The organism is Pseudomonas sp. B21-048 (assembly GCF_024748615.1).
Classification (GTDB): Bacteria; Pseudomonadota; Gammaproteobacteria; order Pseudomonadales; family Pseudomonadaceae; genus Aquipseudomonas.
Genome location: NZ_CP087168.1, coordinates 4,123,566 through 4,139,854, shown reverse-complemented (window position 1 = coordinate 4,139,854; position 16,289 = coordinate 4,123,566). Strand labels below are relative to the sequence as shown.

Genomic DNA, 16,289 nt, shown 5'->3' with positions numbered 1-16,289 from the left:
AATGGCTTTGATCGTACAGAAATTTGGAGGCACCTCAGTCGGCACTGTCGAGAGAATCGAGCAGGTCGCCGACAAGGTTAAGAAATTCCGCGAGGCGGGCGATGACCTGGTGGTTGTGCTGTCTGCAATGAGCGGCGAAACCAACCGTCTGATCGATCTGGCCAAGCAAATCAGTGGCGACGGCCAGCCGGTTCCTCGTGAGCTGGATGTGATCGTATCCACCGGTGAGCAGGTGACGATTGCACTGTTGGCCATGGCGCTGATCAAGCGCGGCGTGCCAGCGGTGTCGTACACCGGCAATCAGGTGCGGATTCTGACGGATAGCGCGCACAATAAAGCGCGTATCTTGCAGATTGATGACCAGAAGATTCGCGGTGACCTGAAGGCCGGTCGTGTGGTGGTTGTCGCCGGTTTCCAGGGCGTCGACGAGCACGGCAATATCACCACCCTCGGTCGTGGCGGTTCCGACACCACCGGCGTGGCGCTGGCAGCAGCCCTGAAGGCTGACGAATGCCAGATCTACACTGACGTCGACGGCGTCTACACCACCGACCCGCGTGTGGTGTCTGTGGCTCAGCGCCTGGACAAGATCACCTTTGAAGAGATGCTGGAAATGGCCAGCCTCGGTTCCAAGGTGTTGCAGATCCGCGCGGTGGAATTCGCCGGCAAGTACAACGTTCCGCTGCGCGTACTGCACAGCTTCAAGGAGGGTCCGGGCACCCTCATTACTATTGATGAAGAGGAAACCATGGAACAGCCGATCATTTCCGGTATCGCTTTCAACCGCGATGAAGCCAAGCTGACCATCCGTGGCGTGCCAGACATCCCGGGCGTTGCCTTCAAGATTCTCGGCCCGATCAGTGCCGCGAACATCGAAGTCGACATGATCGTGCAGAACGTTGCGCACGATAACACCACCGACTTCACCTTCACCGTGCACCGCAATGACTACCAGGCGGCGCAAGCCGTGCTGGAAAATACCGCTCGCCAGATCGGTGCCCGTGAAGTTGTTGGCGACACCAAAATCGCCAAGGTCTCGATCGTCGGCGTCGGCATGCGCTCCCACGCAGGCGTGGCCAGTCGTATGTTCGAATCCCTGGCGAAAGAGAGCATCAACATCCAGATGATCTCGACTTCGGAAATCAAGGTGTCCGTGGTAATCGAAGAGAAGTACCTGGAACTGGCTGTGCGCGCTCTGCACACGGCTTTTGAGCTGGATGCGCCGGCCCGACAGGGCGAGTAAATGCGTTTCCCCAAGGGCGCGGTCTGACCGCGCCCTTCGTTTTTTTGAATGGTGCGGCCCAAAGCTGTTCTTTTGCCCGCGCTAGTCAATACTCAGGCATGTAGGGCTGCGATCGTTCTGGTTGTAGGTCAAGTGCCTTTTTTTTGCAGACTGTTGTCCCTGAAATGAAATGCGTGAGGAGAAAGGTATGCTGATTCTGACTCGTCGGTGCGCAGAAAGCCTGATTATTGGTGATGGCGAAATCACTGTGACCGTGCTCGGCGTCAAAGGAAATCAAGTGCGTATCGGTGTAAACGCCCCGAAAGAGGTTGCTGTGCACCGTGAAGAAATTTACCTGCGTATAAAGAAAGAGAAGGACGAAGAACCAAGCCATTAATTTTTATCGTTTTTTATGTTTGCAAACGGGGAAAAGGTTGGTTAAGATACGCCCCGTGTTGCGGAGAGCTGGCCGAGTGGCCGAAGGCGCTCCCCTGCTAAGGGAGTACACCTCAAAAGGGTGTCGGGGGTTCGAATCCCCCGTTCTCCGCCATTATTTGCGTAGTACGTTGTAATCTGGCTTCTTCGGTAAGTTGTTGAAATTACTAGAAAAAGTGTTTGACATAGAGATTAGACGGCCTATAATGCGCGGCAACAAATGCACTCGTAGCTCAGCTGGATAGAGTACTCGGCTACGAACCGAGCGGTCACAGGTTCGAATCCTGTCGAGTGCACCATTTAAGAGTTGTTTGCAGTGATGTGAATAACTTGGCTTCAACCAGTTGTGATCTGGTATAAAAACACAAATGCACTCGTAGCTCAGCTGGATAGAGTACTCGGCTACGAACCGAGCGGTCACAGGTTCGAATCCTGTCGAGTGCACCAAACAACAAAAAGCCCGCGTTTAACGCGGGCTTTTTGCCGTCTGCGATTTGGCTTTTCCTTTGGTACAACCTTTCTCGTCAAACTCGATATGAGCACTGCGCCCTCGCTTGTTGTCGTAGCGATAACTTGTGGCTGAATTGCGGGTGCTGATTTTGTCGGGCTTGCCGAGAGCGCTTTCGACGTCCTGCTGACTCATGCCGGCAACGACCCGCTGATTGATGATCGCTATGCGGCGTTCCTTCGCGCTGAGCAGATTTCCACATTTGCCCTCGGACTGACCAACGATCGTCGGCTCTCTCCTTTGGAATTTCGTACCAGGTGTTTCGCGAGACTCGGCCTCTGGCATCAGGGGCGTCATGCTGCCTGGCAGGAACGTGCGTACGTCCTGAACTGAGAGGCTTTCTCCGGCCCTACAACTCAAGGTCGTGAAGGTGATGTGCCCATTGGCGGCTTCGCACCGGTGAACGGTCGTGGCAAGCGCCTGGGGCGGCAGGCAGAGCAGGGTGGCAAGAAAATAATAGTGAGCATTCGATGGCATTCGACGTCCTCCGTGACGGTCTCCATCAAGGGTAGTCTTTACATTTTCAGGCGGCGGTGTGTTTTCTTTTCAGGATAAGTCGTCGCAGTTTCATGGATCAGGGCCGCGCTCAGGTTTGTCTCGCAAGCGCTTGTTTCAGCCACGATTTTTTAACGTTTAAAACCATCAGGCGGTGTTATCATTGCGCCCGTCAGCCCCGCCGGGGCTTGTGGAATACCTCCATGGACTTACCCAGTAGTTACTCAGTACCCCGTTTTTACAATCATGAATTGACTGATTGATCCTTCCGGCGTGCCCCGCTGCTGGGAGTGGAGTTCGCCTATGTCTGAAGTTGAAGTAAAGAAAACGCAGGAAAGCTTGCAGGACCGCCTCGCTCAAGTCGTTGAGCTGCTGCAGCGCCAGCGGGTGGTCGAAGACCTGACTCATCGCCAGGAAGGTCCGCATCACGACCGGGTCGAGAATCTGGTTCACCGGCAAAACCTCGTCGAGTTGCAGCGCAAGCTCGATGATCTGCACTCCGCCGACGTTGCCTACATCCTTGAAGCCTTGCCCCTGGACGATCGCCTGGCGGTCTGGCAACTGGTCAAGGCCGATCGCGACGGCGACATTCTGCTCGAAGTATCCGATTCGGTTCGTGAAACCCTGATCGCCGACATGGACGATCACGAGCTCCTGGCGGCGGCCAAGGACATGGACGCCGATGAACTCGCTGACCTGGCCTCGGAGCTGCCGCGAGACGTCGTCCACGAGCTGATGGAAACCCTCGATGGTCAGCAGCGTGAGCGCGTCCGCTCCGCATTGTCCTATGACGAGGAGCAGGTCGGTGCGCTGATGGACTTCGAGATGGTGACCATCCGTGAGGATGTCAGTCTCGAAGTGGTTTTGCGTTATCTGCGTCGCCTCAAGGAGCTGCCGGGCCACACCGACAAACTGTTCGTGGTCGATTACGACGGTGTGCTCAAGGGCGTATTGCCGATCAAGCGTCTGCTGGTCAACGACCCGGAAAAGCAGGTGTCGGAAGTCATGGCCAGCGACCCGGTGAGTTTTCATCCGGATGAAGACGCTTACGAGGCCGCTCAAGCATTTGAACGTTACGACTTGATCTCGGCCCCTGTGGTCGACAAGAACGGCAAGCTGATCGGTCGTCTGACCATCGATGAAATGGTCGACCTGATCCGTGAAGAGAGCGAAAACGAAGTTCTCAACATGGCGGGTCTGCGTGAAGAAGAAGATATCTTCGCGTCAGTCTGGAAATCCCTGCGCAACCGTTGGGCCTGGCTGGCGGTGAACCTGATCACCGCATTTGTTGCATCACGGGTGATCGGCCTGTTCGAAGGCTCCATCGAGAAGCTGGTAGCGCTCGCAGCATTGATGCCGATCGTTGCTGGTATCGGTGGTAACTCGGGTAACCAGACGATCACCATGATCGTTCGGGCCATGGCGCTGGACCAAGTCAGTACCGGCAATACGTCGCGGCTGATGCGCAAGGAGTTGGCGGTCGGTTTGATCAATGGTCTGGTCTGGGGTGGCGTGATTGGTGTGGTGTCCTATCTGCTTTATGGCAGTTGGTCCCTGGGCGTGGTGATGACCGCTGCCATGACGCTTAACCTGTTGCTGGCGGCATTGATGGGGGTTTTGATTCCGATGACCCTGGCGCGGCTTGGGCGCGACCCGGCAATGGGTGCCAGCGTGATGATCACTGCCATGACTGACAGTGGCGGCTTTTTCATTTTTCTCGGGCTGGCGACGATTTTCCTGCTTTGACCTGCTTTAAAGAGCCCGCCCCGGCGGGTTCTTTTAAAGCCAATTTTCGGGCAAAAAAAAGCCAGCAATTACGCTGGCTTAAGCTTTCGGGGTAAATCAGGAAGCGTCTGCTGCCATTTCGGCATCGTGGGCGATCAGCGAAACCAGAGCGTTTTGCTGACGGTGGGAGAGTTGGCGGAAGCGTTGCAGCAGTTCACGTTCGTGCAATGACAGCTCGGGGCTGTCCAGGCGCATGCTCAATTCTTCGCCCAGCGCGCCTTCCTGAATAAGACTCTGCTCGAGGCGCGCGATAATTTCGGAATTCATGCTGCGATGATGATTGCGGGCCACTTCGGCAATGCGTTCACGCATTCCGTCTGGCAGACGTACGACGAACTTGTCAGCCGTACGGCTGGAATAAATTGCCTGTTTCAATGGGCGCATATATTTAACCGGTTAGTTCAGGGGAGCGGTTCTCGGGATTGGCCGCAGGATGTCAGATAGGACAAGCACTCCAGCCAAATGTTCAACCTGAATTGATAGAGGCGCGCATCATGCCTCAAATTAGCCAGATCATTGGCGTCAATTCTGTGACAAAAATTGATCTGGGTAAAGGCTTAATGCCAGCACCTATTATCAGAAATGCAGAGTGGGTTGAAAATAATCCATGCCGTATCGCTGACCGCGTCCTCTTGCCCGACAGGTGATGCCCGAAGACGCCTGAAGGTGCATGCTATGCGGATTCGATCTTTGTTCCTTATCTTATACAGGATAGTGGCAAATGGCCGATTTACTAGTATAGGCACGTGGCGGGGGATGATTTCAGGATGGGTGGCCGACTGATTTACTTAATGGGGCCTTCGGGATCCGGCAAAGACAGTCTCATCGAAGCCGCTCGCGAGCCGTTGCGCGCACGCCATTGTGAAGTCATACGCCGGGTTATCACGCGCTCGGCGCAATCCGGGGGTGAAGACGCGATTGAGGTTTCCCGCGAAGAATTCGAACGACGCAGAGCCAAAGGAGATTTTGCGTTGTCGTGGCAAGCCAATGGGTTGAATTACGGTATCCCTGTGCGCATAGACCAATGGCTCGCGGACGGTCGCGATGTGTTGGTCAACGGTTCACGTGGACATCTGGCAGAGGCGCAACAGCGCTATCCCTCACTCTTGCCGGTGCTGCTGACCGTCAAGAATGAAGTCCTGCGCGAGCGTTTGCTACGGCGCCAGCGTGAGAATCCGGCAGAAATTGAAGCAAGACTGCGTCGTAATGCGCTCTTCTCGGCTGACGATTCAATCGGTGAAATGCAGATCCATCGACTCGATAACTCCGGCGACCTGGCCGGCACCGTTGCCAATCTTCTGAAGCTGCTGAGCCTCAGCGCAAAACCGGATCGAACTTGATCTTGCGTCCGGCGACTAGCGCCAGCACGAACAGCGCACCGAACACGCCGCAGGCAATCAGGGGCAGGGTGATGACCGTGTCCTGGACCAATGACAGATGAACGATGCCACTCAGTAAAGCGAGGATGAAAAACCCTGCGGCTGATTTGGACATGCTGTGCTCCTGATGAGGTGATTCAAAATGCCAAACGTTCGAAAGGCTGGGTTCGCAATTGAATAGTTTCCTGGCTCGCCTCTTGACTGACAAAACTGCGCTGATCGCTTATGACTGCCAACTGGGGCGTTTTTTGCAGCTGCAGATAATGAGGAATGCGCTGTGCAATCGTCGCAACATCGTTTTCGGGAAAGAAATGAAAACCCAACAGAACCGCCAAAGTGAACGCGTTCGCGACTAAAAGGGCGCTGTTCATGGGGCTGATCTCCTGTGTTCTGTGAAAACAGTCGAAGCAGCCCGCATGCCAAAAGTTTAACGGCTATTAAACCCTTTAAAAACAATGAATTAAGATATTGGTGCAAAAACTCATCATTGCATTTTGCAATGATGACTTTTTGCGCTGATGCAATTTGCACGGTAAATAAAGCCACGTTATCGTGAGGCGTCTGCCTACACTTAAAAAGCCCTACGGACGACATGACAAAAGCGGGCCTGCCCGTTAACATGCACGCCGTCCATCGCTCCGCATTCCTTGCGGAGCGACTTGTGTCTCAGTAGCTCAATTGGATAGAGCATCCCCCTCCTAAGGGGAAGGTTGGCAGTTCGAACCTGCCCTGGGACACCATATATTTGAAAGCCCCACACAGAGTGATCTGGTGGGGCTTTTTTGTGGCTGTCTGCGACGGTGGATTCAACTCCAGCCCAACATCAAGCCGTCAGCGTATGGTCAGCCTCCCCAAACCAGGTGCGCACCAGATCGCTACCGCTCGTGCCGGTGTTGGCTAGGACCGCCACATCGGTGAAGTTCGTACCATTGGCTGCGCCATCGGTATCCACCTTCACGGTGATGTCGCTGCCTGATTGCGCCAGTTGGACGAAGTCGGACGCCTGGCTGACACCGCTAACGAAGTTGGCGCTGAGCAGTGCAGAGAGGTCGAGCGCGTCACCTTCGGCGAAGTTGTAGTCGAGGATGGTGTCTGCGCCTTCCGCCACGTTGAGATAGGCGAACATATCGGCTCCCGCGCCACCGCTGAGCGTGTCCTCCCCACCACGACCCGCGAGGATGTCATTGCCGTCGCCGCCACTGAGTACGTCCGCCGCCATGCTGCCCACCAGCGTGCCGCTGGATTCGCCGCTGTAACTGACTTGGGTACCGGTCTCGCCGCCGTCGGTGGCCTGGAAGTCATCCACTGTGTAGTGCCCCAGCAAGTTCACCTCGGCCCGATGCACGCCATCGTCCACTGTCAGCAGGCCGCCGGTGCCAGAGGCGTTGGCGCTGTAGCTGAGTTGGGTGTTGGCGCCGAAGGCGAGATCGCTGAAGGTCAGCATGTCATCGCTTTCCAGGCCGAGGATGCCGACCAGAGAACCCGCCGCTTCGGCCTGTGCGATCACCAGCGTGCCCGCGCCTTCGCCGTGGAAGGCGACGGACCCGTGTGCAGCGCCGGAAAAGGTCAGGGTCGCGTCGCCGTCGATGGTGGCGCTGCCATTGCCCATTACGTCGGCCAGCAGGCGCAGGTCGCCACCGTTGGCCCACAAGTGTCCGGAGTTATCGACTGTGCTGGCCACTGTCATGCCGCCTTCACCCGTGGATTCCAGCACTCCACTGTTGGTGATGGTGTGGCTGCCGGTGTCGAGCACCAGACTGTTCAGCCCGCTGGCCAGGATCAGCCCCGCATTGACCAATACCAACTGCCCGGCGCCCAACTGGCCAGCGCCGGAAATACGGTTGTCGACGTTGGTCAGAACGGTATCGGCGCTGCCGCCGAAAATCACATTTTGCGCGCTGTCGGATAGCAGTACCTGGCCGCCACCGGTCAAGGTCGCACCACGGAACAGAATCTCAAGATTGGTCTCGCTGCCGGTGGAGCCGAGTTCGATGGTGCCGCTGTTATGAATGCTGCCACCGAACGGCATGATCGCGCCGTCGGCAATGATGAGGGTACCGGTATTGGTCATCACCGGGTCCACATCGAACTGGAAGTTCGCTTCGCTCAAGTCCGCCGCATCGACACCTTTAAGGGTGACCGACTGGCCGGAGCTGATGCTGACCAGCGCATTGCCGTTGGCGTCGTTAGTGATACTCAAATCAGCAAAACCGTTGACGCCCGCGAAGCCGATCAAGTCGATCTTGTCCGCCATGACATCGAAACTGTAGATCTGGTTGTTGCCGATCGGCTGGGCGAAGACGAACGTGTCGGCACCGGACGAGCCGGTAAGGTTGTCGTCAGCGGACAAGGCGAAAATCGGCGCGCCGGGTGCATAGACTTCGACGTTGTTGAACACATAGGCGCTACCGTCGCTGCCGTCGCTGTTGCTCCAGTACATGTTGACATCAAGCACCAACGCTCCCGCGAAATCGCTTGGGGTTGTCACAGTCAATGCGCCAGGATCGCTGGTCTGCACGGTCCAGGTGCCGTCGCCGTTGTCAGTTCCCGCATTGAATATCCATCCCGAAGGAACACCGCTGATTGACACGGTTATCGGGCCGCTAATATCGGACGATGGAGTAGTGAGGGCTAGATTGATGGGTTCGCCGGCAACGCCTGCTGGAAGGACTGCACTGCTCCCGGCAGCACCCGCATTGCCCGCCAGGTCGGTGTAGCTGTTCGCGGTAACGTCGACTTTCACGCCACCGGATTGTGTTCTAGTCAGCGTTGCCGTGTAGGTATCGCCGTCTACCTGCGTGAAGTTACTCCAGGTTCCGCGGGGCGTTCCGCTCGTTGTAGTTACCGTGACGTCCGAAAGGTTGAAACCGCTCACAACCTCACTGAACTGGAATGTGACTGTTGACGTTGAACCGTTCGGAATCCCTAAGGCAGTCCCCGTCACAGTCACCGTCGGTGCCACGGTATCAACTGGAGTTTCAACTACGTTCTGCACATTCACCGTAATCGTCTGGGTGTCGGTTCCGCCATTGCCGTCCGCCACCAGAACGTCCACAACATAGGCATTGTCACCGTCAGCACCACCGACATCCTGGGCATTCTCGTAATCCGGCGCCGATTTGAACGTCAGCACTCCGCTCGGACTGATAGAGAACTTGCTGAAGTCCGTCCCGGCCGTATTCAGGATCGAGTAGTTCAGGGTTTGCACCGGAAGATCGGCATCAGTCGCCGTCACTGTCGTGACCGCCGTGGTGTTCTCCGCCACGTTGACCGAAGCCGTCGCACCCCCCCCGTTGGAGGTGATCACCGGGGTGTTGTCGTTGACGCCCGTTACGCTCACCGCGAGCGCCTGGTCGTCAAACAGCGTGCCGTCCGATGCCCGCACGATCACGTCATAGACGTTGTTCGTTCCTGAATCGGTCGGGGCCTCGAAATTGGGCGCAGAAACAAAGCTCAGCGCGCCCGTGCCTGAAACAATCGAGAACTTCGCGGCATCCGCTCCGCCGACGATGCTGTAGCTCAGGGTTTGCGCCGGCAGATCGGCATCGGTCGCCGTCACTGTCGTGACCGCCGTGGTGTTCTCCGCCACGTTGACCGAAGCCGTCGCACCACCACCGTTGGAGGTGATCACCGGGGTGTTGTCATTGACGCCCGTTACGCTCACCGCGAGCGCCTGGTCGTCAAACAGCGTGCCGTCCGATGCCCGCACGATCACGTCATAGACGTTGTTCGTTCCCGAATCGGTCGGGGCCTCGAAATTGGGCGCAGAAACAAAGCTCAGCGTGCCCGTGCCTGAAACGATCGAGAACTTCGCGGCATCTGCTCCGCCGACAATGCTGTAGCTCAGGGTTTGTGCCGGAAGATCAACGTCGGTTGCTACCACCGTCGTAACTGCCGTGGTGTTCTCCGCCACGCTGACCGAGGCCGTCGTACCACCACCGTTGGAGGTGATCGTCGGCGCGTCGTTGCTGCCGTTGATGGTTACCGTCACCGCGGTCGCGGTGCCGTCGGCACTGAGTACCGTGAAAGTGTCGGTCAGGCTGTCGCCGACATTGAGTGCGTCGAAGGCCGAGTTGGCGGTATAGCTCCAGTTGCCCGCGGTATTGATGGCGAAGGTTCCGTTGGCACCGGCGGTGTTGGTCTGGGTGACGAAGGTCGCGGCGCTGTCGATGTCGCTGATGGTCAGCGTACCGGTGGCGGTCAACGGAGCATTGGTTTCGGTCAGCGTGACGCTGGCCGAGGACAGCACGGCGGCATCGTTGCTGCCGTTGATAGTGACCGTCACCGCCGTCGCGGTTCCGTCGGCACTGAGTACCGTGAAGGTGTCGGTCAGGCTGTCGCCAACATTGAGAGCGTCGAAGGCCGAGTTGGCGGTATAGCTCCAGTTGCCCGCGGTATTGATGGCGAAGGTTCCGTTGGCGCCGGCGGTACCGGATTGAGCCTGGAAGGTTTCCGGGCTGTCGATGTCGCTGATGGTCAGGGTACCGGTGGCGGTCAGCGGGGCATTGGTTTCGGTCAACGTGACGCTGGCTGAGGACAACACGGCGGCATCGTTGGTGCCGGTGATGTGGACGGTGACTGAAGTGAGGGTGCCGTCGGCGCTGCTCACCACGAAGGTGTCGGTGTAGGTGGTGCCGGCGGCGAACTCGTTGTGGGCGTTATCGGCGACGTAGCTCCAGGCACCATTAGTGCCGATGGAGAACTGGCCATAACTGCCGGCGGTGTTGGACTGGGCGACGAAGGTCGCGGCGCTGTCGACATCGCTGATGGTCAGGGTGCCGTTGGTGGTCAGCGGGGAATCGGTTTCGGTCAGGGTGACGCTGGCTGAGGACAGCACGGCGGCGTCGTTGGTGCCGGTGATGTGGACGGTGACTGAAGTGAGGGTGCCGTCGGCGCTGCTCACCACGAAGGTGTCGGTGTAGGTGGTGCCGGCGGCGAACTCGTTGTGGGCGTTATCGGCGACGTAGCTCCAGGCACCATTAGTGCCGATGGAGAACTGGCCATAACTGCCGGCGGTGTTGGACTGGGTGACGAAGGATGCGGCGCTGTCGACGTCGCTGATGGTGAGGGTGCCGTTGGTGGTCAGCGGGGCATCGGTCTCGGTCAGGGTGACGTTGGCCGAGGACAACACGGCGGCATCGTTGGTGCCGGTGATGTGGACGGTGACTGAAGTGAGGGTGCCGTCGGCGCTGCTCACCACGAAGGTGTCGGTGTAGGTGGTGCCGGCGGCGAACTCGTTGTGGGCGTTATCGGCGACGTAGCTCCAGGCACCATTAGTGCCGATGGAGAACTTGCCGTAACTGCCGGCGGTGTTGGACTGGGCGACGAAGGTTGCGGCGCTGTCGACATCGCTGATGGTCAAGGTGCCGTTGGTGGTCAGCGGGGAATCGGTTTCGGTCAGGGTGACGCTGGCTGAGGACAGCACGGCGGCGTCGTTGGTGCCGGTGATGTGGACGGTGACTGAAGTGAGGGTGCCGTCGGCGCTGCTCACCACGAAGGTGTCGGTGTAGGTGGTGCCGGCGGCGAACTCGTTGTGGGCGTTATCGGCGACGTAGCTCCAGGCACCATTAGTGCCGATGGAGAACTGGCCATAACTGCCGGCGGTGTTGGACTGGGTGACGAAGGATGCGGCGCTGTCGACGTCGCTGATGGTGAGGGTGCCGTTGGTGGTCAGCGGGGCATCGGTCTCGGTCAGGGTGACGTTGGCCGAGGACAACACGGCGGCATCGTTGGTGCCGGTGATGTGGACGGTGACTGAAGTGAGGGTGCCGTCGGCGCTGCTCACCGCGAAAGTGTCGGTGTAAGTGGTGCCGGCGGCGAACTCGTTGTGGGCGTTATCGGCAACGTAGCTCCAGGCACCATTAGTGCCGATGGAGAACTGGCCATAACTGCCAGCGGTGTTGGACTGGGCGACGAAGGTCGCGGCGCTGTCGACATCGCTGATGGTCAGGGTGCCGTTGGTGGTCAGCGGGGCATCGGTCTCGGTCAGGGTGACGTTGGCCGAGGACAACACGGCGGCATCGTTGGTGCCGGTGATGTGGACGGTGACTGAAGTGAGGGTGCCGTCGGCGCTGCTCACCGCGAAGGTGTCGGTGTAAGTGGTGCCGGCGGCGAACTCGTTGTGGGCGTTATCGGCAACGTAGCTCCAGGCACCATTAGTGCCGATGGAGAACTGGCCATAACTGCCGTCGGTGTTGGACTGGGCGACGAAGGTCGCGGCGCTGTCGACATCGCTGATGGTCAGGGTGCCGTTGGTGGTCAGCGGGGAATCGGTTTCGGTCAGGGTGACGCTGGCTGAGGACAGCACGGCGGCGTCGTTGGTGCCGGTGATGTGGACGGTGACTGAAGTGAGGGTGCCATCGGCGCTGCTCACCGCGAAGGTGTCGGTGTAGGTGGTGCCGGCGACGAACTCGTTGTGGGCGGAGTCGGCAACGTAGGTCCAGGCACCGCCAGCGCCGATGGAGAACTGGCCATAACTGCCGGCGGTGTTGGACTGGGTGACGAAGGTTGCGGCGCTGTCGACGTCGCTGATGGTGAGGGTGCCGTTGGTGGTCAGCGGGGCATCGGTCTCGGTCAGGGTGACGCTGGCCGAGGACAACACGGCGGCATCGTTGGTGCCGGTGATGTGGACGGTGACTGAAGTGAGGGTGCCGTCGGCGCTGCTCACCGCGAAGGTGTCGGTGTAGGTGGTACCGGCGACGAACTCGTTGTGGGCGCTATCGGCGACGTAGCTCCAGGCACCATTAGTGCCGATGGAGAACTTGCCGTAACTGCCGGCGGTGTTGGACTGGGCGACGAAGGTTGCGGCGCTGTCGACATCGCTGATGGTCAAGGTGCCGTTGGTGGTCAGCGGGGAATCGGTTTCGGTCAGCGTGACGTTGGCCGAGGACAACACGGCCGCATCGTTAGTGCCGGTGACGGTGACGGTCACCAACTGAGTGTCTACGCCGCCGAGGCCATCGCTGACCTGCACGGTGAACACTTCATCGTGACTCTCGCCAGCCCCCAGCGACTGCACCGCACTGGCAATGCCATCGGTGCCATTGGCCAGGGTGTAAGTCCATTTTCCAGTGCTATCCACCGCGATCGAACCATAGGTGCCGGTATTCGTACCTGTGATGCTCCAAGTGGCCGTCGCAGCATGATCGATGTCGGCCGAACTGAACTGGCCGCTGACGCTGAGCGTGGTGTCTTCCTGCACCGCGCCGGCATCGTTGCCCGTTGCGAAGCTGAGCACCGGTGCATCGTTAGTGCCGCTGACGGTGACGGTCACCAGTTGGGTGTCGACACCGCCGAGGCCATCGCTGACCTGCACGGTAAACACTTCATCGTGATTTTCGCCAGCCCCCAGCGACTGCACCGCACTGGCAATGCCATCGGTGCCATTGGCCAGGGTGTAAGTCCATTTGCCGGTGTTGTCGACTGCGATTGAGCCATAGGTGCCGGTATTCGTACCCGCGATGCTCCAAGTGGCCGTGGCAGCATGATCGATATCAGCCGAGCTGAACTGGCCGCTGACGCTGAGCGCGGTGTCTTCCTGCACCGCGCCGGCATCGTTGCCCGTTGCGAAGCTGAGCACCGGTGCGTCGTTAGTGCCGGTAACGGTGACGGTCACCAGTTGGGTGTCGACACCGCCGAGGCCATCGCTGACCTGCACGGTGAACACGTCATCATGACTCTCGCCCGCCTTCAGCGATTGCACGGCACTGGCGACACCATCGGTGCCATTGGCCAGGGTGTAAGTCCATTTTCCGGTGTTGTCGACTGCGATCGAACCGTAGATGCCGGTATTCGTACCGGCAATGCTCCAGCTGGCCGTGGCAGCATGATCGATGTCGGCCGAGCTGAACTGGCCGCTAACGCTAAGTGTGGTGTCTTCCTGCACCGCGCCGGCATCGTTGCCCGTTGCGAAGCTGAGCACCGGTGCATCGTTAGTGCCGCTGACGGTGACGGTCACCAGTTGGGTGTCGACACCGCCGAGGCCATCGCTGACCTGCACGGTAAACACTTCATCGTGATTTTCGCCAGCCCCCAGCGACTGCACCGCACTGGCAATGCCATCGGTGCCATTGGCCAGGGTGTAAGTCCATTTGCCGGTGTTGTCGACTGCGATCGAACCGTAGATGCCGGTATTCGTACCGGCAATGCTCCAGCTGGCCGTGGCAGCATGATCGATGTCGGCCGAGCTGAACTGGCCGCTAACGCTAAGTGTGGTGTCTTCCTGCACCGCACCGGCATCATTGCCCGTTGCGAAGCTGAGCACCGGCGCATCGTTAGTGCCGCTGACGGTGACGGTCACCAGTTGGGTGTCGACGCCGCCGAGGCCATCGCTGACCTGCACGGTGAACACTTCGTCTTGACTTTCGCCAGCCCCCAGCGACTGCACCGCACTGGCAATGCCATCGGTGCCATTGGCCAGGGTGTAAGTCCATTTTCCGGTGTTGTCGACTGCGATCGAGCCGTAGGTGCCCGAAGCCGAACCATTGATGCTCCAAGTTGCCGTGGCAGCATGATCGATGTCGGCGGAGCTGAACTGGCCGCTGACGCTGAGCGTGGTGTCTTCTTGCATCGCGCCGGCATCATTGCCCGTCGCGAAGCTGAGCACCGGCGCATCGTTAGTGCCGGTGATCGTGATGGTGACGGTTTGCGTCGCCGAGGCAGCATTAGCCGCGCCGCTGTCGTCGGTGGCGACCACCGCGTACGAGAAGGTGATGGTTTCACCCGCACCGAGGAAGTCGAGGTTCTGATTGCTGCTGTAGTCCCAGCTGTTCTGGTCGACCGAGAAACCAGCCACCAGTGCCGAGGCCACACCAACATTGAGCGCACCGCCACTCCAGGCGATGTCGCCGTTGGCGGTCTGCGATACGGTCACCGTGTCGGTACTGTCCAGATCGGCAAAGCTCAGTGCGCCGCTGTCGCTCAGGGTTGCAGTGCCGTTGCCTTCGCTCATCGCACCGGTAGTGTCGATAATCGTCAGCGTTGGCTGGTCGTTGGTGCCGGTAATCGTGATGGTCACGGTCTGCACCGCGCCGTCGCCGATTGCCACGTTATAAGTCTGGGTGAGGGTCTGGCCTTCGCCAAGGAATTGCAACGCGGTGTTGTTCACCGCGAAGTTCCAGCCCAGCGAACCGCTGCCTGTACCGGTGCTGTCGCTCAGGGGATTGGTGGTGAAGCTGCCCAGATAACCGGAAGCGCCCGGCGTGACGGTGACGCTGTGGGTGTCGATCAGGTCGACGTCGGTGAAAGTGATGCTGCCGTCGGCTGCGTAGTCGCCGCTGTCTTCCTCGGCATCGCCGGCCTGTACGCCGCTGGTGATCTGCACTTGATCGTTGGTGCCGGCGATGGTGATAGTCACATTCTGCGTTGTCGTCGAGCCATGCCCATCATTGATGGTGACCACATAGGTTTCAGTAACGGTCTGCCCTTGGGCCAGGTATTGGGCTGCCGCATTATTCAGGGTGTAAGTCCAGTTAACGGTGCCGTTGGCTGCGTTGGCCGCTTCAGTTACCGATGCAAGGGTGAAGTTGCCCAGTGCTGTGGCATTGCCTCCCGCAGCGACGAAAGAGGCGGTATGCGTGTCACTCAGGTCAACATCGCTAAAGGCAATAGTGCCCGACGTACTCAGCGAGTCGGTCAAGTTCGGCGTCGTGGTCGCATCTTCGGTTACCGTGCCAGCCTGAACGCCGAGGGTCATCGTCACACTGTCATTCATGCCAGCGAACTGCACCTGCGCAGTGGCCCAGCTGAGCGTGCCGTTGCCGAGACGAATCGCATAGGTAAAGCTGTCCGTCAGGGACCCTCCGGCAGCAAGCGACTGGAGTTGTGCCTGGAAAGCAGTCGACAACGTTGCGGCGTCGTAGCCGACCTTGCCATCCGACGTAATCCAGATTTTTGCCCCGTTGAAACTGGTGTCAGTACTCGTCGCCTCGATTCTGCCCGTGTCCTGGATCAGGAGATCGGCCGGCGCATAAACCTTGGTGGCAGTAGAAAGGCTGGTCGCGTCATCCAGTGACCAAAGTGTTTTTGCGCTGCCGCCAAGGTCATTGGACATGACGTCCAGGTACACGACCCCCAGCAGTTCTTCAGTGATGGCCGTGGTGCCCGTGCCAATAACACCGGTAGTGAAAATGTCGTCCGTCGCCTGCGGAGTGTTGGAAAGCGAAGTAACGGTGCCGCCGCTGGTAGTTGTGGTGGTAGCCATGTCTTTCTCCCGAAAATGCCATTTTTTTATTTTTAGAATCGCTAGGGACTGCTAACAGGACGACGTCCCGTTCTTGCACCGCTCAGGTAGTTCAGGAGTGGTGCGAGGCGGCGGCCGGACATCGTCGGCCTGACGGGCCGGGCGCTGCCGGCAGAGGCGCGCGGGTATTGCGGGGGTGGAAAAGTTCGCCGCGTTTGAGGAGTGGATCGCAGGACAGGTCGGGCGAATGTGAGCCCGAGGCTGGGGCAGCGCTGCACATGGCAC

10 protein-coding genes and 4 tRNA genes are annotated in these 16,289 nt (G+C 58.9%); 9 read left to right on the top strand and 5 right to left on the bottom strand.

Annotated elements, in window-relative coordinates:
- Position 1: 1 nt before the first annotated feature.
- From LOY56_RS19475 to LOY56_RS19455, 5 genes are all read left to right on the top strand, one after another.
- Complete coding sequence (locus LOY56_RS19475) at positions 2-1,243, top strand: aspartate kinase (protein ID WP_258616636.1); 1,242 nt, start codon at positions 2-4, stop codon at positions 1,241-1,243.
- 187 nt (positions 1,244-1,430) lie between these two features.
- Complete coding sequence (csrA, locus tag LOY56_RS19470; protein ID WP_002554426.1) at positions 1,431-1,619, top strand: carbon storage regulator CsrA; 189 nt, start codon at positions 1,431-1,433, stop codon at positions 1,617-1,619.
- Between the two features lie 62 nt (positions 1,620-1,681).
- A tRNA-Ser gene (locus LOY56_RS19465) sits at positions 1,682-1,772 on the top strand.
- Positions 1,773-1,879: 107 nt separating this feature from the next.
- Positions 1,880-1,956, top strand: a tRNA-Arg gene (locus LOY56_RS19460).
- 71 nt (positions 1,957-2,027) lie between these two features.
- A tRNA-Arg gene (locus tag LOY56_RS19455) sits at positions 2,028-2,104 on the top strand.
- Positions 2,105-2,123: 19 nt separating this feature from the next.
- On the opposite strand, the gene LOY56_RS19450 is transcribed toward LOY56_RS19455, so the two are convergent.
- Positions 2,124-2,642 (bottom strand): cell envelope protein SmpA, encoded by a 519-nt coding sequence (locus tag LOY56_RS19450; protein WP_258616635.1) that lies wholly within the window; start codon positions 2,640-2,642, stop codon positions 2,124-2,126.
- A gap of 321 nt (positions 2,643-2,963) precedes the next feature.
- On the opposite strand from LOY56_RS19450, the gene mgtE reads away from it, so the two are divergent.
- Positions 2,964-4,406, top strand: a complete 1,443-nt coding sequence (gene mgtE / locus LOY56_RS19445) for a magnesium transporter (RefSeq protein ID WP_258616634.1) — start codon at positions 2,964-2,966, stop codon at positions 4,404-4,406.
- A gap of 96 nt (positions 4,407-4,502) precedes the next feature.
- Here mgtE and LOY56_RS19440 read toward each other — a convergent pair whose 3' ends face one another.
- Positions 4,503-4,829 (bottom strand): Arc family DNA-binding protein, encoded by a 327-nt coding sequence (locus LOY56_RS19440; RefSeq protein WP_003178899.1) that lies wholly within the window; start codon positions 4,827-4,829, stop codon positions 4,503-4,505.
- 110 nt (positions 4,830-4,939) lie between these two features.
- On the opposite strand from LOY56_RS19440, the gene LOY56_RS19435 reads away from it, so the two are divergent.
- A complete protein-coding gene (locus LOY56_RS19435) occupies positions 4,940-5,092 on the top strand; it encodes a hypothetical protein (RefSeq protein WP_258616633.1) in 153 nt (50 codons plus the stop codon).
- Between the two features lie 120 nt (positions 5,093-5,212).
- Positions 5,213-5,785 (top strand): phosphonate metabolism protein/1,5-bisphosphokinase (PRPP-forming) PhnN, encoded by a 573-nt coding sequence (phnN, locus tag LOY56_RS19430; RefSeq protein WP_258622771.1) that lies wholly within the window; start codon positions 5,213-5,215, stop codon positions 5,783-5,785.
- Here the strand turns inward: phnN and LOY56_RS19425 are convergent.
- Both LOY56_RS19425 and LOY56_RS19420 read right to left on the bottom strand, forming a co-directional pair.
- Positions 5,760-5,939, bottom strand: coding sequence for a PA3371 family protein (locus LOY56_RS19425; RefSeq protein WP_258616632.1), 180 nt, complete (start codon positions 5,937-5,939; stop codon positions 5,760-5,762). The genes phnN and LOY56_RS19425 overlap by 26 nt on opposite strands.
- Positions 5,940-5,961: 22 nt before the next feature.
- Positions 5,962-6,195, bottom strand: a complete 234-nt coding sequence (locus LOY56_RS19420; protein ID WP_258616631.1) for a hypothetical protein — start codon at positions 6,193-6,195, stop codon at positions 5,962-5,964.
- A 292-nt stretch (positions 6,196-6,487) separates the two neighbouring features.
- On the opposite strand from LOY56_RS19420, the gene LOY56_RS19415 reads away from it, so the two are divergent.
- A tRNA-Arg gene (locus LOY56_RS19415) sits at positions 6,488-6,564 on the top strand.
- A gap of 83 nt (positions 6,565-6,647) precedes the next feature.
- Here the strand turns inward: LOY56_RS19415 and LOY56_RS19410 are convergent.
- Complete coding sequence (locus LOY56_RS19410) at positions 6,648-16,025, bottom strand: VCBS domain-containing protein (RefSeq protein ID WP_258616629.1); 9,378 nt, start codon at positions 16,023-16,025, stop codon at positions 6,648-6,650.
- Between the last annotated feature and the right edge of the window lie 264 nt (positions 16,026-16,289).